The following is a 21080-nucleotide window of genomic DNA, read 5'->3' as shown; positions in this document are numbered from 1 at the left end:
GAATAAATGCGCACATGGTGGCCGGCTTTTGCAAGCTCGAGTGCAATCGATGCTGTCCGCTGCTGGCCACCAGAAACAACGGGAAAAATTTGCAAAGCTGATATGATGAGGATATTGGCCACGTGGTGGATCCTGAGGCGGAACGAGTATGGTGTCCATATTGTATCATGCAAAACAAAACTTTATTTTGGGGGCAATTTTATGCAGCGGGTCAACCTAGCCTCGCTCTCCTTTGATCCCCTGAACCTGGATCAGGCTGTACAGAGAATTATTGAACTTGCAGTCATTGGTGCGGGCGATTGTCGTCTTGTCGTGACGCCAAATGTCGATCACGTCTTGAGGTGTCGCAGGTCGAGTAGTCTGGCGGCAATATATCGTGGTGCCGTGCTCTCACTGGCCGACGGTATGCCTATAGTTTGGTTGTCACGCCTACAAGGTAAACCGCTTCCCGAACGCGTCACGGGTGCCGATCTGTTGCCCGCACTTGCAGTCGCTGCAGCTCGCGCCAATCTTTCCATTTTCCTTTTTGGGGGGCCACCTGGGGCTGCGGAGGCAGCAGCCGATCAGTTGCGTTCACGGGCCGCCGCTTTAAAGGTCGGCTACTATGCCCCACCATACGGATTTGAAAGTGATCTAGATGAAAACGGACGCGCAATCGCCGAAATTAATGCGCTGAAGCCGGATATTTTGTTCGTCGGTTTAGGTAGTCCTAAGCAAGAAGTTTGGATCGCAAAATATGCTAAGGACCTTCACGTCGATGTTGCTCTTGGGGTCGGTGCAGCTATTGAGTTCGCTGCTGGAAGACTAAAAAGAGCGCCAAAATGGATGCAGAATTGGGGGCTTGAATGGATATACCGGATTCTGAAAGATCCGCGGCGTCTATTCTGGCGTTATGCATCTAATGTCGCGTTTTTAGTCGTGATCATCGATGAGCTTAGGCAATTCGCAAGACAAAAATTTAGATCAAAATCACCGAATAAGACCTAGGTTCCAGATCATACAGTATAATAAGAAGTGCTGCGCCCTGCCTGCCGTGGTCGATCTAGGACCTTCATTACATGAGCACATGGAATACAATTTCAGTTATCGGCGCTAAGTTGCTTACGCCGCTTGGTCTGCTGTTGCTCGCTGGTGTCGCATTCGTCAGTATCAGACGACGGCGCAAACTGTACGCAGACGGAGCCGAAGCCTACAAATCAAGCGTGGAAAATGATCTCATTGAACCAACCACATTACATCCGGAAATCGATGCGACCCGGTGCACGGGATGTACAGCGTGTGTGAAGGCCTGCCCTGAAGGCGAAATACTTAAGGTCATTAATCACAAAGCAGTCTTGGTGCAGCCCAACATGTGTGTGGGGCACGGTGAGTGCGAAATCGCCTGTCCCTTTGGGGCCATCGATTTAGTTTTTGGCACCAAGCGTCGCGGTATGGATCTGCCGCGCATTACGAGCAACTACGAGACCAATGTTAAGGGCGTCTATATCGCCGGCGAGCTGGGGGGTATGGGTCTAATTAGAAATGCCGTTAGACAAGGACGCACCGCCGCCATGCATGCACTGGCAAAACTGCCGGGAAACGCGCGAGCTGATTTTGATCTCGTGATCGTGGGCGCTGGCACCGCTGGATTAGCGGCATCACTGGCTGCGACTCAGGCTCGGGCCAATTACCTATGTATTGAACAAAATAGTGTAGGTGGAACGATATATAACTTTCCTCGTCAAAAAATCGTGATGACGCAACCCGCAGACCTACCCTTGGTGGGCACTATGGAATTTCCCAACAATAAAGTCTCCAAAGAGGAGCTATTGCAATACTGGACGCACCTCCGGAGACGGTACTCACTAAGGATCAAAGAGGGGTGTAAATTCGAGGGTTTTTCGAAATATGGAGAGATCTTCCAGGTCAAGACATCTCTAGGGTCATTGACGGCAAAAAAGGTCATTCTTGCCACAGGTGTCCGAGGTACACCGAGGAGACTGAACGTTCCGGGCGAGAATTTACCGAAGGTCACCTACAACCTTTTGGAACCAGAGCAGTACCAGAAACAAGATATTGCGGTCATCGGTGGTGGTAATGCCGCATTGGAGGCAGCGGTTCAACTAGCACAGCCAAGGCTACGCAATCGTGTGTCGCTGATTGTCAGATCGCGTCAGTTCAACAGGGCAAATCAGGAAAACATTGACAACGTAAACGCGCTAGCACTCCATGGTCAGATCTGGGTGATTTTCGAGAGTCAAGTAAAGTCCATTCATCAAAGTCACATCATAGTCAATCATGGCGGCAGTCCGATAAAAATGAATAATTCTTTCGTATTTATCTTCGCCGGAAGTGAAGTTCCTAAGGAATTTCTCGCATCTCTTGGCGTGAAGATGGATAAAAAATTCGGTGAGAGGTTGAGAAAGACATGAAGCAGCTTTTGCCGTTTCTTACGTATTTTTTTGCTTTTGGGTGTGTTCCGAGAACTCCGACTATTGGTGATCAACAAGCGGTGAGACCATCATTCGAGCACGGTGCGTTTCTCGCCGATAACACATGTTCTACCTGTCATATTTCCCAGCGACCGGCTCCAATTGATGACGAGGTTCATGGCGGTGGAGGTGAGTGTCAGGAGTGTCATGTACCAAAAGATGATCGGTCGGGTTGGGTGCCGGTCAATAGCTACGACCATGATCCTAAACCATCGTCATGTAATAAATGTCACGCCTATAGACGACCAGCAGAACCTCATCCACAAAAGGTAGATTGCGTTGGTTGTCATAACACCAAAAGTTTCTCAAAACTGGGGACGGCTGAGTAATGCTTCCCACTGATCTCTTGAGCTCGAGCTTCAAAAGTAACAAATGAAACGATGGCTGCGAAATATTCTGATAATTTTGTCGATGCTGGCAGCACCGGTAGCTACTGCTTATGATTACTCTGCGCGCTTCAATCTCGGCTTATACTCGATAAAAGAGGATTTAAAGAATACCGGCATTGCTCCCGTGGCAAACGACCGGTTTCTGGGTATAGGACGCGCTTATGTCGATGTGACTAACCTCACGGGTAGTGGGCTCGAATTTACAGTAGATCTGCGGAACCAGTATGATCCCTTTGGTCGTATCGAACCCGCATTAGGACGAATGGCCGCCAGTAATGATGTGCAGCTTAGACAATTGGTTCTTCGGTCCCCTGCGACGAGAACCGGTGTTTTCTGGTCTATTGGACGCTTTGTTGCTGCCGATGCTGTGGTACTGGGGAATGACGGGGCTGAGGCCGGTTTGCGACTTAATCAGTCAACACGTTTGGCGCTGTTTGGTGGTCTCTATCCAGAGCATCGAGGTGGAAGGTCTCTTAAAATCGGTCTCGAAGAGCGGCAGATAGGTGGCTATGCGGTATACGAGGAAAGCTCCAAGAGTGGTGAAAGTAACACCTATGCGTCGACTAGTTTGGTTGGCCGCAAATCGCTGGAAGGGGTTGGATCCTTTGATAATCCTGCAGTACGGCGTGGTGGCAGCATTCTGGTTGGTAACGAAACTGCCCCCACAGAAGCGGATGCCGCCAGTAACTACATGTTTTGGTATGCAAATGCATTCCGTCAAAGAGCAAGTGGGCAACGTCTAACCTACATATCGCACATCATAGTTCAGCCCTCAGTACAGGTGCGGAATCTCTGGGCCTCACTTTATCAGCCTTGGACATCCCGTCTATCTGGCTCGGCCAATTTGTTTCACCTGGATCTGCGGAGCTATCAGCAGTTTCGAGATCTTCTAGACCGGTTACCTATCAGTGGATACAGTCAATTAGGGGGTGACCTGCGCTACAAGCTTTCTAATCAGTTTGCTATTGTGGGTGATACTTCGTACGGACGTCGTGATGTCGACGGAAAGAATCAGTACGGCCTAGGTGGGCGCATCGTGACCACAGGGCTATTGAATAGTCACTTGACGGCATTTGCTGGGGCTGGTTTCAAGCGCAATTTTCTCAGCCAGGATTCAATACTTCGCAGCGGCGCTACGTATTATTGGCGGGAAAGTTCAGTCTCGGCTTCAATCCAGTATACAGCGCAGAGTATCGACAGACGTAGCTCATTGCACCCCTTAGTCGTTGATACAGATATGAGCATGCTACTGACACGGGATCTGATCGGCAGTGTCGTCTTAGAGGCGGCGCAGGATGAACAGGCGTCGGTATATAGCGCACTTTTGTCGATTGGTTATAGAATAAACACCAGGCAGGCAACCCCTATCCGCGATGAAACACCCAAGCTAGAGCGTATCCTTTGAGACTATTGCTTCTGAAATTTCTACTTCTGATAGCAGCGACAGCTGGTCCTGCGGCGCAGCTTCGAGCAGCTGACACGTCTGGGGAGGGCCTCATAAATTCGCTGCTAGCGCCTGGTCCACTGATGGAGGGGCACAAGGAGTGGGAGCACGGTGGGTGCCTTAAATGTCATGATGCCGGAAAAGGTGTGCCCGATAGTAAGTGTCTCGACTGTCACAAGGAGATCAAAAAATCGATTGACCGTAAAACGGGCTTTCACGCTCTGGCCAAGGGAACCTGTGTCTCCTGTCACTCAGATCATAAGGGGCGCAACTACAATGCGGTAGCGTTTAAGCAGAAGGGGTTTGATCACCGGCGTACTGGGTTCCCCCTAAACGGCGGACATGCCGGTGTCGACTGCGTGAAGTGCCACACAGAAAAACGAACGGAAAAACCGGTTTTCCGCAATGACACGCGATTTTTTGGTACCGATTCATCGTGTGTTAGCTGTCATAAAAAAGATGACATACACAGCTTCCCGCCAAAATGGGCGGTTAAGGACTGTAATACTTGCCATAATGACAAGTCGTGGAAGCAGGCGACCTATTTCGATCATAAAAAGGAAACCGGCTATGCTTTGATTGGCGCCCATAGCAAAGTGAGTTGTGCCGAATGTCATAATCCCAAGGGCAAAGGTGGACCTGCCAAGTATGACTTTCCTGAACTCTCCCGTCTGGGTTGTCGGACTTGCCATGCCGATTTTCACAAAGATAATTTAGCTGGCAAATTCCGCGGCGGTGCATGTGAGAGTTGCCATAACCAGGATCGTTGGCAGATTACCCATTTCAATCACGATATCACGGGATTTGTCCTAAAAGGGGCCCACGCTAAAGAGCCGTGCCAAGCCTGTCACAAACAAAGTGGTGGAGCAACTAAGCTTAAGGACTTCAATTTTACTGGTTTAAGTCAGCAGTGTTCGAGTTGTCACCAAGATTACCATGGGTTCAGGAGTGAAAGTTCACCTAAGCTAGGACAGCTGACTCAATGCCAGACCTGCCATAACGATGTGGCGTGGAAGTCAGCTGTTAAATTCAATCACAATGTAGACACTACTTACCCTCTAACGGGAAAGCATATTGGAGTGGCCTGCTTTGAGTGCCATAAACCATTAGCTGGTGGAGCTGTTCCCAATACACCGAGGGATTACCAGTTTCCGGAAATGGTCACAAAAACCTGCGAGACCTGTCATAAGAGTCCGCACGATCCGGCTGAGAATCCGGTGTTTAAGACCAGTAAGTGTACGGCTTGTCACAATACCAACGATTGGAAGAGTCTGAATCAGAAGCAGGGCGATGGTTTCAATCACAATACGATGACTCGCTTTCCCCTCACTGGCAGTCATGTCCCCGTTCGCTGTAACGACTGTCATTTGCGGGATGGCAAACAAGTTTATAGATTTCCAACGGAGAAGGTTCAGTTCTGCGTCGAGTGCCATAAATATCCGCATAAAGATCAGTTCAAACCAAAATATCAGCAGCAATCCTGCGCGGAATGTCATAACAGCAACAAGTTTAAAGATATTTTTGACTATAACCACGACAAAACTGACTACAAGCTAGTTGATTCTCATCAAAAAATTGCGCGGCAGTGTGTCAAGTGTCACATCCCTACCAATAAAATGTTGCCTGTGAAGCCGCCTCACCCTGCGGGTAAGTATATTTTTGGTCACGAGCGGGAGGGATACTGTATCGAATGCCACAAAAACGTCCACAAAGGGCAATTCGATGAATCTACCGATAATGACACTTGTGGCCGCTGTCACAATGCAAAAAAGTTCGATGATCTAAGCCCGTTTAACCACAGTATTACAAAATTCAAGATAAATGGCGCTCACACCAAGATAAAGAATGACTGTGTTGAGTGTCACTATAAGACAAAGAAAATGCTTCCGACTAAGCCGCCCAAACCAGCTGGCAAGTACATGTTTGATCATGAGGAAACCGGATTCTGCGAAAGTTGTCATGCTAATGTGCACAAAGACCAGTTCAGTTCCAAGTTTGCCAATAAGGCTTGCCGCGAGTGTCACACCACGGAAGATTTTGCCAAGCGTCTGCCGTTTAACCATAGTTTAACGGACTTTCAAATCATCGGCGCGCACGTGGCCATTAAAGAGGATTGCGCTCAGTGTCATACAAAGACGAATAAGTTTCTTCCGACCAAGCCACCAAAGCCAGCATCATTGTATCAAATGGGGCATCAATCTACTGGTTTCTGCGAGGTGTGTCACGCCAACCCGCATCGTGACCAGTTTCATCAAAAGTTCTCCCAAGAACCATGTCGGGCGTGCCACAGCCAGGTGCATTTCTATAGTCAAATTAAGTTTGATCACAATAAGTCGCGGTACCCTCTCAAAGGCAAGCATACGAGCGTGAAGTGTGCCGAATGTCATAAGCCAACTACTAAAAAGTTTCCTGAGCCATCAAAACACAAAAAGGGTCAATTCATATTTACCGATCTGACGACTAAAGATTGCGCGCTGTGTCACGAGGATCCCCATAAGGGCCGGTTTGGTAAACAGTGTTCCCAGTGCCACGTGGCGACGGGGTGGGAAAAAACTGGCGACTTTCACAAAGACTTTGTGTTGTCGGGGACTCACTATCTACTCGAATGCAGCGAGTGTCACAAAGATGGACGAAAACTCACCGGCATCGGTGGCGACTGTAAGGTGTGTCACCAGAAAGACGATGCCCACCTTGGTATGCTGCCTGCCTGCGGCGAGTGTCATTCTCAACATTTCTGGAATGTTAACCGCTATCGACACTCAATGACATCGTTCCCGTTGCGTGGCGCGCATCGTTTAGTTGCCTGTACCGAGTGTCATGCCAATAATGTTTACTTAGGGAAGTCGACAGATTGCGCTAGCTGCCATTTACAGGATGCTCTGCGGGTAGTTTTCCCCGATCACAAGCTCCCTGGATTTGAGCGATGTGAGAGCTGCCATAATGAGTTCTCATTTAGTGGTGGGCGAAGCCGCTAATATGAGCGTTTATGATTAATATCGGTGAGTGATATGCCTGGAAAAACAGTCACCAATCTGGTAACCTTTAGCTAAGAATCACTGGGTCTCTTGCTGGCTAACTAAACGACTAGGTTTCGCGCTGTGGAACAGGCCTCGGCCCCTGAAAATTCCAATACAGAGCGGGCGATCGCCTCCGCCCTACCGCCGTTTCCCGTTGGCGACGAGACCACAGATAATCCCGAGCACATTATTCATCTCCCAGTAGACCATTACGGGACTACCGTCTACGTGCGATCGCTCGCACAAAAGAATCTTGATAAGCCTCCGTTGGTCTTAGTCCATGACCTAGGCGAGCATGGTGATTGCTATCATCAAGCGGCGCAAAGCTTTTTTAGTCAAGGCTACTCAGTTTATACCTATGACTGGCGTGGCCATGGGCGCTCAGGATGGCAGCTAGGTCACGCTCCTAGTTTCGCCGTATTAGTTCAGGATCTGTTGCAAGTCGTCGCCTGGGCGCGCCACCGAGCCGGAGGGCAGGGTCCGGTCATTATTGGGCAGGGCGTGGGTGCGCTCATGGTGATGGAGTTCACTAAGCGGTTCCCAGCCTTTTGCTCTGGAGCGGTGCTTAGTGCGCCCTGTCTAGAGCTGCAATCGGCTGTTGGGGGATTGCAGGCCCTTATTTTGCGGTTACTGGCCGATGTATTGCCGACCGCAAGGGTCTGGCAACCCTTTGTGCCGCGTTTTACAAGTGGGCGTGTCAATCGCCGCCCAATGAGTCGAGAGGACGGCGAGCTCAATACAAGATTTTCAGGAATAACTGCGGCTCTGGCTAGCGAAGTTATTCTGGCAATGAAAAGAGCTGAGACGCGGTTTATCGAATTCGACGGATCCGTGCTAATACTGTGTCCCGAACAAGATCAAATTTGCTCCTATCAGCATTTGAAAAAATCCGCGGCGCTTCACGGCGACCATAATGTTCAGATTTTGGATTTAAAGAATACCACTCATGGTGTGCTGACTGAGGCTGATGATACGCGCGAAGACGTCGTGGCGCTCATCTTGGGGTGGCTCGGACGCGTCGTAGTGCGTCGGCGAGAACCGTCGGTAGAGTTTACTTAAACCGTGCGGCGGCAAAGGAATCCTGGTGGAGACACTTAATGAGGCGATTGATCAGCGTAATCGAATTAAGTGGCAGTTTGCGCTTTTAAATCGCTTGATCAGCCTCGCTGCCGCGATATCGCTGGCTGGCGTAGTTATGGCAAGTTGGTCCTTAGTTAAGCCAGGCGCTGAAGGGGAGCAGGTGGTTCTTGGTCTGGTTGCGGGTTGCCTGGTGCTGATCCTGCGCCGGTCCGCTTTCGTTTGGCAAGAGGCCACGGTACCTGAATTTTGTTTGTACCTTGATATGCGTTACGGTAGCGACTTGAAAATCCCTCTGCGCGTGGCCGCCGCGGACGCCGATCTGGCGGTCCCATGGCAAGAGGTGATACGCCGCGACTTTATGGCGTTTCGCCGGGCGGAATGGCGGCGGCTTTTGATCGCCGCAAGTGGACTTGTTGTTCCTATAACCCTCGCGGTACTACTGGTGCCCCGCGCGGCTCCGAGTCTCAAAGTTGCGTTGCGACAGGTGTCTCAAGCAGTTGACAGTTTGCAGCAGAGTGCGACTTTGACTATCCTCCAGGGTGCCGCAAACGATCCAACTGAGAGGATTTGGCAACTAGCTTCAGGCAAGACCGTCGCTTTGGAGCTGTTGGCAACAAATTTGATTGAGTTAAAGGTACATGCTGGCGGCGTTGAAGCTCCGGTCATCGAGTTGCGTCGCACCGTGGCGTCATCTGCGGATGCAGGGGCTATATTCCAGACATTCCAAATGTCGTCAGTTCGCAGTGCTGGTGGGGGAGACGTTAATAATCTTTTTATCACGTCGTTTGCTGTTTCCGAGGATGTGCAGCTTTTTCTACCTAATCTCAACCGCAACACACCACTGGCAAGTCTCAAGGTGCGGCAGCTTCCCGTTCCGAAGGTTGACCTACAGGTGGCCGGCCAAATCGAGGATCCGTGGCCAGATGATCAACCGCTCCCTTTGCGTATCAAGGTGCACGGAGAAAATCCGCTGCAGACCGTACACCTTCTCATAAAAAACGAACAGAAAGTGGCCAAAGAGCTGGTTGCTAATGTTATGACCGAGGATAAATTCGAGTTATCAACAGACTACCGCATCATTTTGGAAACCTATGTAGATAACGATATAGCGGACATTGAAATTGTCGCCGAAGCAGTAGATCGTGCCCTACCGACACCACTGACAGGGCGCAGTGAACCCTTGAGACTTCATGTAGCAAGTGCCTATGGGCGTTATCGTAAAGCACTTGGGACCTTGCGTGAGTTGAAGGCCCAGGTCGACGGTATGGCGGGTAAGCAGCTTGCGACGATCCCGCCCGAGGCAGTAAATCTTGCAAAAAAAGCCGTCGATGAATCCGAGAGGTCGCCTTTTTTCGACGGTCTAGATCGGATGCAGATGCGCAGATTTGCAACTTTGGCGGAGGAATTAGGAGCGGACCCTGAGGCTGACAAGTTATTTGAACTCAGCCAGTCTCTAAATGATTTTTTATTTGAGCATGAAATTCTCGATGATCGAGAGCGTGACCGCGACTTCTTTGTGGCTGCCCGTGCCCTTTCGCATCAACTTGAGACACCTATGGCACGGCGGCCTTTGGCCCTCGCGACGGTTATTGGACGCATGCAAAATTTTCTCGGGGGGCGTGAGGAACGATGGCGCTTGCGTGTGGCGCGGCTTGGGCCAGATTTTGTGCCACCAACCTGGCCGCGTATCAGCGGTCAGAGGCCTTTTCATAAGTCCATGAATCAAATACAGAGCCTCGACAAGAAGGCTACTGCCGCGGCGCAGAGCGAGCAATTGACGGTTTTGTCCCGCACGGTCACTGAGTACCGCAGCTGGCTCCAGGAACTTGAGGCGTTGGAAGATAAGATGCGTGAGGAGGATGATAAATCGAGGCAGCAGGGTTTGGCTTCGGCGCGCGATACTCTCAAGGAGCTGCAAAAGGTCCAAGGCGAAATTTCCACCGAATTAGACCGAGCTAGCGAGCGCGAGCAGGATCAACTGAGCGATCAATGGCCGGGCACTCGATCCAAGCAGAATGCCAATTTGAAGGGTACACGCGCACTCGAGGGACAACTCAAAAATTTGTCGCCCAATGCCGCTACGCGTATTCAAGCTGCCGCCGAGGCCATGGAGCAAGTGATCGAAGCCGGTGGTGCCGCCGATTACCGCTCTGCTGAGGCCGGCGCTGACCTGGCGGGTCGGTTACTTAGGCAGGCTGATAGCGCTGCCCAGCAGTCACAGCAGAAGCGTCGCAACCGCGGGCGTCGACGCCGCGTTACAGGGGACAACTACTACGGCCAGTCAATTGTCGGCGGGGATCTTGAGATCAAACGTGAATACCAGGTCGATCGACGCTACCGAGAAGACATCCTGGAAGAGGTCCAAACATCCCAATATGACGATGAAAATCGCGCTCTTCTAGAGAATTATCTGCGCCATGTGATACGGTAGCGGCACTCAGGGAGTGCCATGAATCTCAGAATGCCGGCCGAGCGGCTCACGCAACTAATTCAGTCTTTCGCCCAAACGGCGTTAACCTCGCGCCAGGTAGCTAAGCGTCTCAATGCACTGTTTGCGTCGCGCTACCTGGAGCTCAAGGGAGAGTGGGTCAGACGATGCCGGTCAGCAGCCAAAGGCGAACGCCTGGCACTCACTGATGTGCGCTACGAGCAGCTAGTCAGGGAACTCACCGATATAAAGTTCCATGCGGTGCGGGCTCATGTCGAATACGAGACCCATGCCATGCTGTTCAAAGCCAGACAAAGCCTCCGGCCTTTACGTCGCCGCTAGCGCTCTGCAGCCGCGTCCCCGAGCGCCAGTACCGCTGGTCGGCCTCGATAAGTTGTGGTATTTTGGGGTTTTGCGTTGCATGGATTATCAGGAGATGATTGTGGCTCTGCTTCCCAATTTGATCTTTGCTGTACTTCTGTTCGGTGCTCTTGGTTATCTGGCTGTCAATCTGCGACGTATTTGGCAGACCATACACGTCGGTGCGGGCGTTGATGACGTCAGGACGGATCGGGTAGCTGAGCGGATCCTTGGCATGCTCCGTGGTGGTTTTTTACAGCCCAAGATGCTCAAAGATTTCTGGCCCGCGATCATGCATTTCATGATCTTCCTTGGTTTTGTTGTAGTCACGATCGGTACGGGAGAGACGCTGATCCACGGTATCTTCGATGCTTTCTCGTTTCGCCTATTCTTAGGTGACGGTGAGTTCTATAATGCCTACCTCTGGACCCAGGATATCGGCAACGCCGTAGTCGCGTTTGCCATAGTGTGGGCTTACGGGCGTCGCTTGATCCTTAAGCCATGGCGGCTGTCTCAACTTGAAAAACCGTCACGGGTTGACGCTTATTTAGTACTGGGTTTCATACTTGCTCTTGTGGTGACCTCCCTAGTTTACATGGGAGCTAAGACCTTCGTAGAGGGGGACGGTGGACTTCCAGCGGGACCCTTGGCAGTCTCACGGTCTTTCGCCGGTGCTGTAGGCGGGCTTTTCGGCATAAGCAGTGGCGAAGGTTGGGCCGTTTTTTCAAAAAGCGTATGGTGGCTCCATTGCCTCACGCTTTTCTCCTTCATGTTTTTCTTGCCGTCGTCTAAACATCAGCATTTTATTTGGGTTTGGCCGACTATGTTTCTGCGCAGCTTAGGTGCGCGCGGTAGAATCAAATCGATGGAGTTCGACGAGAATGCTGAAAGCTTCGGCATCGGCAAGGTCAAAGACTTCACTTGGAAGCAGTTATTAGACGGCATCACTTGCGTCGAGTGTGGGCGTTGTACGGCTCAGTGCCCGGCTACCAATACCGGCAAGCCACTTGATCCGCGCCTGATCATGAAGCACCTTAAGAAGGCTGTTGCCGAGGTGGCTGCGGGTACCCCTGAGGATCAAAGGACGCCTCTGATCGGTGAGCAGGGAGCCATCGTGACTCCAGATGAACTCTGGTCATGTACCACCTGCGGCGCGTGTATGGAGGCGTGTCCTCTATATATCGAGCACATCCCCTCTATTGTTGGTATGCGGCGCTATCTCACATTAACTGAGGGTGCATTCCCGGCAGAGCTCGCTAACACGTTTAAGAGTCTGGAAACTAGCTCATCCCCTTGGGCAATGGATCCGTCGACCCGCGGCGACTGGGCCAAGGGGCAAAATATCACCACCATGGCTGAAAAGAGCGATGTCGAATATCTATTCTGGGTGGGATGTGCCGGATCTTACGACGAGCGCTACAAAAAAGTGTCTCGCTCGATCGCGAAGATCATGCAGACCGCCGGGGTTAGCTTCTCGATTCTTGGGACCGAGGAGCAGTGCAACGGTGACACTGCACGACGTCTTGGTAACGAATACCTAGCGCGGATGCAAATTGAAGCCAACGTTGAGACCTTCAAACGTTACCAAGTGAAAAAAGTGGTCACGGGATGCCCGCACTGTTTCAACACCTTGAAGAACGAGTATCCAGATTTTGGCGTCAACGTCGATGTCGTCCATCACAGTGAATTGATCTCAGATCTAAGCAAGCAGGGTAAAATCAAAGCTCAGCAGGTGCCGTCGGAGCTGTCACAGGTGACGTATCACGATTCCTGTTACCTTGGGCGTCATAACGAGGTTTATGAAGAGCCACGTGATGCACTGAAAGCCTTGCCAAAGGTTGAACTCAAAGAGATGCCGCGGCATAAAGAGCAAGGCTTCTGCTGTGGGGCCGGTGGTGGCCGCATGTGGTTAGAAGAACACCATGGTACGCGTATCAATATCAATAGGGCCAAAGAAGCAATAGCCACCGGTGCGAGTACAGTGGCAACGGCGTGTCCGTTCTGTATGACGATGCTTACCGATGGAGTCAAAGCCGAAGGCAAAGGTGATGCAGTGGTGGTGAAAGACATAGCGGAGATCGTTGCAGAGACTTTGAACTAAGTAAATCCGGACTGATCAGACGCATGGAGGTGGCTGATGTGGCGGTTGATTGCACTATTGTTGACCCTCAGTGGTTCGCAAGCCTTGGCCAAGGAGGTCAAAAGCTACACGACTCACACCCTAAGTACCGGTCTGCCGGTTATCGGTTTTGAGTCACATAAAGTACCGCTGGTTACGATTGTTCTTGCTGCTAAGGCGGGAGCGATGACCGAGTCTGAACAAACGAACGGTCTTACCCATCTTTGGGAACATATGTTTTTTAAGGGGAACGCTCGACTCCCCGACCAAGAGGCGTTTAATAAGCGGATTCGTCAGCTCGGCATTAGCTACAATGGCGATACATCTGCCGAGAAGGTGCGTTACTTCATCACATTGCCGTCGGTCTTTCTTGAAGACGGTTTGCAATTCATGGCCGACGCTATCGCCACTCCGCTACTCGAACAGAAAGAGATGGAGCGGGAGCGTCGGGTGGTGCTGAACGAATACGAGCGTAATGCCGCGCAGCCGTCATTCGACTACAGCAATCTCATGCGTAACATCATTTACGGCAAACTGGGTTATCGTCGCGATCCTCTGGGACTCCGACCCATAATTGCTAATGCCAGTCGTGATCAGTTACTCGCTATCAAGGATCAAGTGTTTGTGCCTGCAAATTGCTCCCTACTTGTAGGTGGTGACTTTAACCCAGATGACTTAGCCAAGTTGGCTGAAAAACATTTCTCCCAGTGGAAAACCCCGGACGGCTGGAAGCCGCTTGAGCATCCAGAGTTTCAGCCATTTCCGACGACCACTAGCTTTGTCATGACAAGGCCTATCGTGCAGAATGCGCGTGTGCAATTCACCTTCAAGGGTCCTAAGGTCTCGCAGCAAGCTGAAGAGACCTATGCGCTCGATGTATTGGCCAATCTGCTAGAGCATCGTAACGGGCGTTTTTACCATAAGTTTGTCGATTCGGGTCTAACTTATGGAGCCGGTTTAGGTTACTTCACGCAGGCTCAGGCCGGTGAAGTTGATTTTTATGCGATGAGTACGTCGTCGCGCGTACAAGAAGTTCAGAAGTTGCTGATTGATGAAATCAAACTGTGGTCTAAGCCTGGATATTTCACGGTCCCACAACTAAATGACGTTAAACGCAAGATGACTATAGCCCGCAAGCGAGAACAGAACGCGCCCACAGAGTTTATTAAAGAGTTGGCTTTCTGGTGGGCCGTTACGGGTATGAGTTACTATGATGGATATCTTGACGGCATCCAAAAAGTGACCATTGCCGATGTTCAGAGAGTGGTGAAGACCTGGCTTGAGGGTAAGTCCTATGTACAGGGTGTTCTACTGTCGCCAGAAGATGCAAAGGCCGTCGGTCTTCAAGACAACACAGCACCGTTAGCCGCAAAATATCTCGACATGTACAAACAATCCGGAGCCGATGGGGCTTAGGAGGAAGTTCATGAATAGCCGTCTTAATTTCTGTCAGCTAGGGGCCTTTTTTACAGCGACAGTCTGGATGCTCGTGTCTTTGCCTACGGCATCGGCATTGGCTGTAAATCAACTTGTTGCCGATGAGTCCATCAACTTGCAGAAGTCCATGACTAGCAAGCATCATTTGCGCAACGGCTTGCCGGTAATCGTACGCAGTATCCCTGACTCAGATATTGTGCATTTGTCGGTAAACTTTGCGTCTGGACTAAAAGACCTGCCACCGGGCCGTAAAGTATTAAACGAGTGGATGTGGGGTGTCATGCCTCTAGCCGCTAGGGGCTATCCGAAGAAGAAAGTGTACGAGATCAGCGAAAAGTTCAGCCTTGAAATGGCGTGTGGTGGAGGCATTGAAACCTCTACCTGTGCCGTTGGCTCATTGAACGAATACTGGACGCAGACCTTGCAGTTAGCCGCTGCCGTCATTAAGGATCCAGCATTCACCAAAGAAGACGTAGAGCTTACCAGACAGCGCATCGAAGCGCAGTTAAAGGACCTTCCCAGTGATCCCGGTGATTATGTTAACGAGGTGGTAAATTCCGTCTTTTATCCCGTTGGCCACCCCTACCGCTTGAATCATGATGAGGCACTCCAAGAACTCAAGAAACTTGGGCGTCAGGATTTAGTACAGTTTCATCGTTCGCTGCTGAGTCCCGACAACATGGCTATTGTGGTTGTCACCTCAATGCCGGCTGTCAAAGTCGTTGCCGATTTAGATAAAGTATTCGGCGCCATCAAAACGAAACGGGTGAAGCACGTATATCCCAAGATGCCGCAGTTTGTTGAGAATCAGGCGTATTCCCTATCGGATAGGGAATTGCCGACTGCCTATATAAGGATAAAGTTTAACGCACCAGGAATTCGCGAGGGCAGTGCCACAGCCTTGCGTCTACTTTTTGAAATTTTGAGTGAGGAACTAGGCGAAGAAATCCGAACCAAGAGGTCGCTCTCCTACGCGGTCCATGCATTCCTCATCGATTACAGTCTCGGGATTGGCGTGATCAATGCTTCGACATCTAAGCCGGAGGAAACACTCAAGGCCATTCGCGAGGTTGTCGATAGAGTAAAGGCAAAAGACTATTCCGCGGAAGAGCTTCTCGAATACAAACGCGGGTTTGTTACGAGCTATTATCTGACGCAAGAGACTCATGCGGCCATGGCAGCGACCCTTGGGGCGTCGGAGTTCTTTTTTGGCGATGCCAATGAATATTATGATATGCCTCGACAGTTAGAACGGGTAACGCCAGCGGAGATTAAGTCCCTGGCACAGAAATGGCTGACTAATTTTCGGGTCGGTGTGATCGCAGGACGGAATCAGTTTAAAGACGAGTGGGCTCGTGAGCTCATTCAGTCCACAGCTAGTAAAAGCTAGTAAGGAAGGTACTCATGACAGCTGTAGTTCAGATCGCGGGGGTTGAAAAAGTGTACCCCCTCGGTAAGACTGAGGTGCGTGCGCTTTCGGGTATCGACATCGCGATAGATGAAGGTGAGTTTACGACCATTGCTGGGCCCTCCGGCTGTGGTAAATCCACTTTACTCAACCTTATTGGCTGTATGGATGTCCCTACCAAAGGTGAGGTATTTATCGAGGGGCAGCCTATAGCTAAGTTAGCGGACCGCGATCTCACGCGGTTGCGCCTCGAAAAGCTCGGCTTCATTTTCCAGAGTTTTAACCTCATCCCTGTGCTGACAGTATTCCAAAACATTGAGTTTCCTCTCCTGTTGCAGGGGCGTTGGTCACGATCCGAGCGTCAGGAGAAGGTGGCGGCACTGTTAGCCGAAGTTGATCTTGTCAGACAACAGAACCAACGATCGAGTGAGCTCTCTGGTGGTCAAAGGCAGCGCGTTGCTATTGCTCGGGCGCTCGTCACCAACCCGCGCATCGTCTTAGCTGACGAACCTACGGCTAACCTGGATTCTGCTACAGGTGAGCGTATCATTGAGCTCATGAAAAACATAAATAAGACGCACAAGACAACCTTTATTTTCTCGACTCATGACCCGCAAGTGATGCGTCAAGCAGGGCGTATCATTCGGCTCAAAGATGGTCATGTCGTGCCGGAGCAAAGATCGTGACTTCAGATCTGGCACAGTTTCGCCTCATTGGTGCGGTGGCCTTGCGAAATCTTTGGCTTGACCGTCTGCGTACCTTCATCATCGGTGGGCTCATTGCCGCTGGTGCTTTCTTGGCAGTGATTGGACTGTCGCTTTTGCTCGACGTTCAGGCATCTATGCGGGCCAGCATTACCCAGAGTATCGCCGGTGATCTGCAGATATACGCGGCCAAAGCCAAAGATAAACTCGCCCTTTTTGGTGGCGGTGGATTTATGGGAAGGGCTGACATAGGCAGCTTGCCCGACTTTTCACCGTATAAAGATGCTGTACTCAGTCATCCAAACGTTGCCGCCTTTGTCCCCATGGGCCTAGATATGGCGGTATTAAGTCGAGGTAACGAACTCGACGACGCTATTGATGCACTTCGGGTTGCCCTTAAAGGGGGAGATCAGGGAATCATCACCGGTCGTATTGAGCAGATCAGATTCCAGCTGGAACAGGTCAAGCTAGAGCTTGCAGCCAGGCGACTTTTGTCAGCGGATCAAGCGGAGCTCGAGCAACAAGAAAAAGACTTAGCGCGTGCTTTGGCCCCGGATTTTTTGGCGCCCGGGACACCGCTAACCGAAGAGCAGCTGCAGTTCCTGGAGACCAAGATCGCTCCCCTCTCGGGCGAGAAACTGCCGACTTACCTTCAGTATATAGGTACAGACATAGCGATCTATCGGGCCAACTTTCCCAAATTTCGCGTGATCGAAGGCACAGTCCTAGAGCCAGGGCAACGTGGCATCATGCTAAGTCGCAAGGTGCGTGAAGAGCTTCTTAAGAATGGTGTAGCTAAGCTTTTTGATAAGCTTCACAAGCGCATCGTTAAACGCGGCGCCAGGATTGCCGGCGATGAGGAAAATCAGAGATTTGCTGTCGATCTGAGTAAGCAGTACCAACAAATACTGTCTTATTTGGACCGTGCTAATGCTGAGGATCTGAGTGCTAAGCTGAGCGCGCGCGGCATTAGTGATCAAAGCCCTGACCTACTCCAGCGACTGAGTAGGCAAATTAGCGCCTTTCTGACCGTGGACGATGATAACTTCCTAGAGCGCTATCAATGGTTTTACGAGCACATAGCACCCAAGATCAAACTGTATGAAGTATACCCGGGACAGACGATTACCGTCCGGAACTATACGCGTAGTGGCTACATCAAGACGCTACCTTTAAAGGTATATGGCATCTATAATTTTGACGGTCTTGAGGACTCCGATCTAGCCGGTGTTTTAAATATCATGGACTTGGTGAGCTTTCGTGAGCTTTACGGTCAAATGACAGAGGCATCGCGGAAGGAACTTGAGGCGATGCGCGCTCAAGTCGGTCTCAAAGAAGTCCAGGCCGAGGATGCTGAGGCGGCTTTATTTGGTGAAGCCGGAACTGCCTCCGGGGCAGCAGTCGAGACAACAATGGGTCAGGCCCTTAATGGGCTGGATGCTTCACAAGTAGTATTGGTCAAACCTACTTTGGCCGATAGCTTTGACCCAGCAGAGGTGCAGAGCGGTCTTGCCCTAAACGCTGCGATTAGGCTTAAGGATCCGTCACAGCAGGCGCGTACTGAAGCGGAACTGGGAGCCGACCTTGAGAAAAAGGGTTTTAAATTAAACATCGTCGACTGGCAACAGGCCTCGGGTATTGTGGGACAATTCGTCAATATCGTCGGCGGTACCTTGGTCTTTGCCCTGGTCGTTATTTTTTTGGTAGCGTTTGTCATCATCAACAATTCGATTATCGTGGGTACTTTAAACAGAACCCGTGAGATCGGGACGATGCGAGCTATTGGTGCTCAGCGTTCCTTTATCGTCGCTCTCTTCTTGGCTGAGACAGGGATTACGGGGATGTTTGGAGCGTTCGGTGGGGCGGCGTTGGCAGTGGTCGCAGTGGTAGCGGCAAGCCGGAAGGGCATTCCTGCTGCCAATGATGTCGTGACCTTTATCTTCTCTGGTCCTCGCCTCTATCCCGTGGTGCACTGGCAAGTCGTAACCCTGGTCCCACTTTTGATCACACTATTTGCAACTCTGGCCTCTGTATATGCTGCGAGACACGCAGCTAAAGTGCAGCCAGCCGATGCAACTCAGGAGAAAGAGTAATGGTGACGATCTTTAGGATCGCCTTCCGTAACCTGCTGCAGGCTCGTCGGAGAACACTTTTGCTGGGGTTGGCGATTGCGTTAGTGGCAGCTCTTTTTCTCACACTGCGCGTGGTATCGGGTTCGGTCGCTGAGCGGATGATTGAATCGGCGACCACACTCTCTGCCGGTCACGTTAATATAGGTGGCTTTTTCAAAGCGCGTAAGAAGGGTTCTGACCCCCTTATCAGCGACAGGGCTGGGGTAAAAGAAGCCGTGCGTAAGTCGGTTCCTGAGGCAACCACGGTTATCGACCGTCATCGTGGATGGGGTAGGTTGGTCGGGCCGCAATCGTCATTTAATGTAGGCGTCAGCGGGATCGAGTACGCCGATGAGACCCGCTTTTTTCAAGCGCTGCAACTGGCACCTGAATCATCTTATAAAGAGGGTGGCAGGGATCAACCTCTCGGTAATTTTACTGACCTTCAGAAACCCAATACAGTCCTAATATTTGCTGCTCAGGCCAAAAAGCTAGGTGTCACCATTGGCGACAACATCACCATGGTGGTGGAAGGAGCAAAGGCTAATACCGTTGATTTAACGGTGGTGGCCATCGCAGCCGATATCGGATTTATGAGTAATTGGAATATATTTGTCCCGCGGCGCACCGTGCTTGATCTTTATCGCATTCAGGACAACAGCACCGGGGTCGTTATGGTCTACTTACCAGACCCAGATCGCGCCACAGCCGTGATGGAGCGGCTGCGCCAGGATCTTACTAAATCCGGGTTCACCGTGATGGATCATGATCCTCGGCCGTTTTTCTTTAAGTTTGATAAAGTCTCCGGCGAAGATTGGCTCGGTCAGCGCCTTGATCTAACAATCTGGAGTGATGAAATTTCTTTTGTGCTTTGGGTGACGCGGGCCCTCGATCTTGTCTCGTTTTTTGTCGTCGCCATTCTCGCGATGATCATAGTCGGAGGCATCGTCAACGCGATGTGGATGGCGGTGAGGGAGCGGACCAAAGAGATTGGCACGATGCGTGCCATTGGCGCGCCAAAGACCCTGATCGTGGAGATGTTTGTGGCTGAGGCTTGCCTACTCGGCGTGATGGCAGCGACGATAGGTGCGTGCTTAGGTGTCGGTGGTATTTTGTTGGTAAATGTGCTGAAAATACCTGTCACTAGCGAGGGCGTTCGTCTCTTTTTGATGACCAATACGCTTAAATTTTCAGTCCATGCGACTCAGTTTTTATCGACTCTCATTCTGTTTGCTGCTGTGACGGGCTTTGCTTCGTTATATCCTGCGCTGAAAGCTGCCGGACTACGTCCCGTAGAGGCATTGATGAGTGGCAAGTAGTCAGAGGAGAAACATCATGAAGCTACGGTATTGGTTCCTAGGCTTAGCATTCTCCAACCTCTCAACCCCGGTGGCTCTGGCTATTGCTGACCAAGAGGTGCGCGAGCTTGTAAAACTTGTCGACACGCGGCAGCGTAACGTCGGTGACTACGCCTCCGTGGTGTTTATCGATCAGAAGACCAAAGACGGCGCTACCAAGGCATTCGAGGCCCGCGTCTACAGGCGGGATGCTGATGAGAAGCTGATGATCCTCTTTACCAAGCCTAAAGCTGAAGCTGGTAAGGGCTATCTACGACTCGAGAAGAACTTATTTTTGTATGAGCCAGCACTCGGAAAATGGGAGCGTCAGACGGAGCGTGCTTCGATCGCTGGGACCAATAGCCGTCGCGACGACTTTGACCAATCGCGTTTAGCTGACGAATACGATGCTGCGTTCGTGGCTGACGAAAATCTCGGCAAGTTCAAAGTATATCATCTCAAGCTCAATGCTAAGCCTGGCATCGATGTTGCTAGTCCTATAGTCGAGCTCTGGATTGATCAGAACGAAAAAAACGTTATGAAAAGGCAGGAGTTTGCCTTGTCAGGCAAGTTACTGCGTACCAGCTATTACCCCAGCTGGCAAAAGATGTTTAGTAAGTCCAAGGGGGCAGAAGTCTACATGCCCAAAGAGATTCGTGTATTTGACGAAGTAGACAAAGGTAATGCGACTACTGTCGCCTTGCGCGAGGTTAAGTTGGAGCCACTGGACGCCAATATGTTTACCAAGGCCTGGCTCGAGTCGCAGAGTCGTTAA

At 51.0% G+C, this 21080-nt stretch carries 15 protein-coding genes; all 15 read left to right on the top strand.

Going from position 1 to position 21080, the window contains the following annotated elements:
• The first annotated feature begins 6 nt into the window (after nt 1-6).
• Nucleotides 7-987, top strand: coding sequence for a WecB/TagA/CpsF family glycosyltransferase (locus tag FJ146_01705; protein ID MBM4250670.1), 981 nt, complete (start codon nt 7-9; stop codon nt 985-987).
• Nucleotides 988-1058: 71 nt separating this feature from the next.
• Nucleotides 1059-2411, top strand: a complete 1353-nt coding sequence (locus FJ146_01700) for a 4Fe-4S dicluster domain-containing protein (GenBank protein MBM4250669.1) — start codon at nt 1059-1061, stop codon at nt 2409-2411.
• Nucleotides 2408-2800, top strand: coding sequence for a hypothetical protein (locus FJ146_01695; GenBank protein MBM4250668.1), 393 nt, complete (start codon nt 2408-2410; stop codon nt 2798-2800). Before FJ146_01700 ends, FJ146_01695 begins: the two co-directional genes overlap by 4 nt.
• A gap of 43 nt (nt 2801-2843) precedes the next feature.
• Complete coding sequence (locus FJ146_01690) at nt 2844-4265, top strand: hypothetical protein (GenBank protein ID MBM4250667.1); 1422 nt, start codon at nt 2844-2846, stop codon at nt 4263-4265.
• Nucleotides 4262-7279 (top strand): hypothetical protein, encoded by a 3018-nt coding sequence (locus tag FJ146_01685; protein MBM4250666.1) that lies wholly within the window; start codon nt 4262-4264, stop codon nt 7277-7279. The genes FJ146_01690 and FJ146_01685 overlap by 4 nt, the downstream gene beginning before the upstream one ends.
• A 123-nt stretch (nt 7280-7402) precedes the next feature.
• On the top strand, nt 7403-8380 hold the full coding sequence (locus FJ146_01680; GenBank protein MBM4250665.1) for an alpha/beta hydrolase: 978 nt from the start codon (nt 7403-7405) through the stop codon (nt 8378-8380).
• Nucleotides 8381-8405: 25 nt separating this feature from the next.
• Nucleotides 8406-10832: a hypothetical protein gene (locus FJ146_01675; GenBank protein MBM4250664.1), complete on the top strand. Its 2427-nt coding sequence runs from the start codon at nt 8406-8408 to the stop codon at nt 10830-10832.
• Between the two features lie 18 nt (nt 10833-10850).
• Nucleotides 10851-11171 carry a hypothetical protein gene (locus FJ146_01670; protein MBM4250663.1) on the top strand — a complete coding sequence of 107 codons (321 nt, stop codon included), beginning with the start codon at nt 10851-10853 and terminating at the stop codon, nt 11169-11171.
• Complete coding sequence (locus tag FJ146_01665; GenBank protein ID MBM4250662.1) at nt 11086-13290, top strand: (Fe-S)-binding protein; 2205 nt, start codon at nt 11086-11088, stop codon at nt 13288-13290. The genes FJ146_01670 and FJ146_01665 overlap by 86 nt, the downstream gene beginning before the upstream one ends.
• Nucleotides 13291-13326: 36 nt before the next feature.
• Complete coding sequence (locus FJ146_01660) at nt 13327-14724, top strand: insulinase family protein (GenBank protein ID MBM4250661.1); 1398 nt, start codon at nt 13327-13329, stop codon at nt 14722-14724.
• Nucleotides 14714-16135 carry an insulinase family protein gene (locus FJ146_01655; GenBank protein ID MBM4250660.1) on the top strand — a complete coding sequence of 474 codons (1422 nt, stop codon included), beginning with the start codon at nt 14714-14716 and terminating at the stop codon, nt 16133-16135. Before FJ146_01660 ends, FJ146_01655 begins: the two co-directional genes overlap by 11 nt.
• A 14-nt stretch (nt 16136-16149) precedes the next feature.
• On the top strand, nt 16150-16839 hold the full coding sequence (locus FJ146_01650) for an ABC transporter ATP-binding protein (protein ID MBM4250659.1): 690 nt from the start codon (nt 16150-16152) through the stop codon (nt 16837-16839).
• On the top strand, nt 16836-18950 hold the full coding sequence (locus tag FJ146_01645; protein ID MBM4250658.1) for an ABC transporter permease: 2115 nt from the start codon (nt 16836-16838) through the stop codon (nt 18948-18950). The genes FJ146_01650 and FJ146_01645 overlap by 4 nt, the downstream gene beginning before the upstream one ends.
• Entirely contained in the window at nt 18950-20287 is a 1338-nt protein-coding gene (locus tag FJ146_01640; protein MBM4250657.1) for an ABC transporter permease, read from the top strand. The genes FJ146_01645 and FJ146_01640 overlap by 1 nt, the downstream gene beginning before the upstream one ends.
• Before the next feature lie 16 nt (nt 20288-20303).
• Entirely contained in the window at nt 20304-21080 is a 777-nt protein-coding gene (locus tag FJ146_01635; protein ID MBM4250656.1) for an outer membrane lipoprotein-sorting protein, read from the top strand.

Source organism: Deltaproteobacteria bacterium (genome assembly GCA_016874735.1).
Classification (GTDB): domain Bacteria; phylum Bdellovibrionota_B; class Oligoflexia; order Oligoflexales; family CAIYRB01; genus CAIYRB01.
Note: the sequence above shows the minus strand (reverse complement) of the source record. Positions and strands in the feature narration are given on the sequence as shown.

Bases quoted from the DNA above. Each gene is read 5' to 3' on its own strand.
- FJ146_01705 (MBM4250670.1), top strand. From the start codon at position 7: ATGCGCACATGGTGGCCGGCTTTTGCAAGCTCGAGTGCAATCGATGCT.
- FJ146_01700 (MBM4250669.1), top strand. From the start codon at position 1,059: ATGAGCACATGGAATACAATTTCAGTTATCGGCGCTAAGTTGCTTACG.
- FJ146_01695 (MBM4250668.1), top strand. From the start codon at position 2,408: ATGAAGCAGCTTTTGCCGTTTCTTACGTATTTTTTTGCTTTTGGGTGT.
- FJ146_01690 (MBM4250667.1), top strand. From the start codon at position 2,844: ATGAAACGATGGCTGCGAAATATTCTGATAATTTTGTCGATGCTGGCA.
- FJ146_01670 (MBM4250663.1), top strand. From the start codon at position 10,851: ATGAATCTCAGAATGCCGGCCGAGCGGCTCACGCAACTAATTCAGTCT.
- FJ146_01665 (MBM4250662.1), top strand. From the start codon at position 11,086: ATGCGGTGCGGGCTCATGTCGAATACGAGACCCATGCCATGCTGTTCA.
- FJ146_01660 (MBM4250661.1), top strand. From the start codon at position 13,327: ATGTGGCGGTTGATTGCACTATTGTTGACCCTCAGTGGTTCGCAAGCC.
- FJ146_01655 (MBM4250660.1), top strand. From the start codon at position 14,714: ATGGGGCTTAGGAGGAAGTTCATGAATAGCCGTCTTAATTTCTGTCAG.
- FJ146_01650 (MBM4250659.1), top strand. From the start codon at position 16,150: ATGACAGCTGTAGTTCAGATCGCGGGGGTTGAAAAAGTGTACCCCCTC.
- FJ146_01640 (MBM4250657.1), top strand. From the start codon at position 18,950: ATGGTGACGATCTTTAGGATCGCCTTCCGTAACCTGCTGCAGGCTCGT.
- FJ146_01635 (MBM4250656.1), top strand. From the start codon at position 20,304: ATGAAGCTACGGTATTGGTTCCTAGGCTTAGCATTCTCCAACCTCTCA.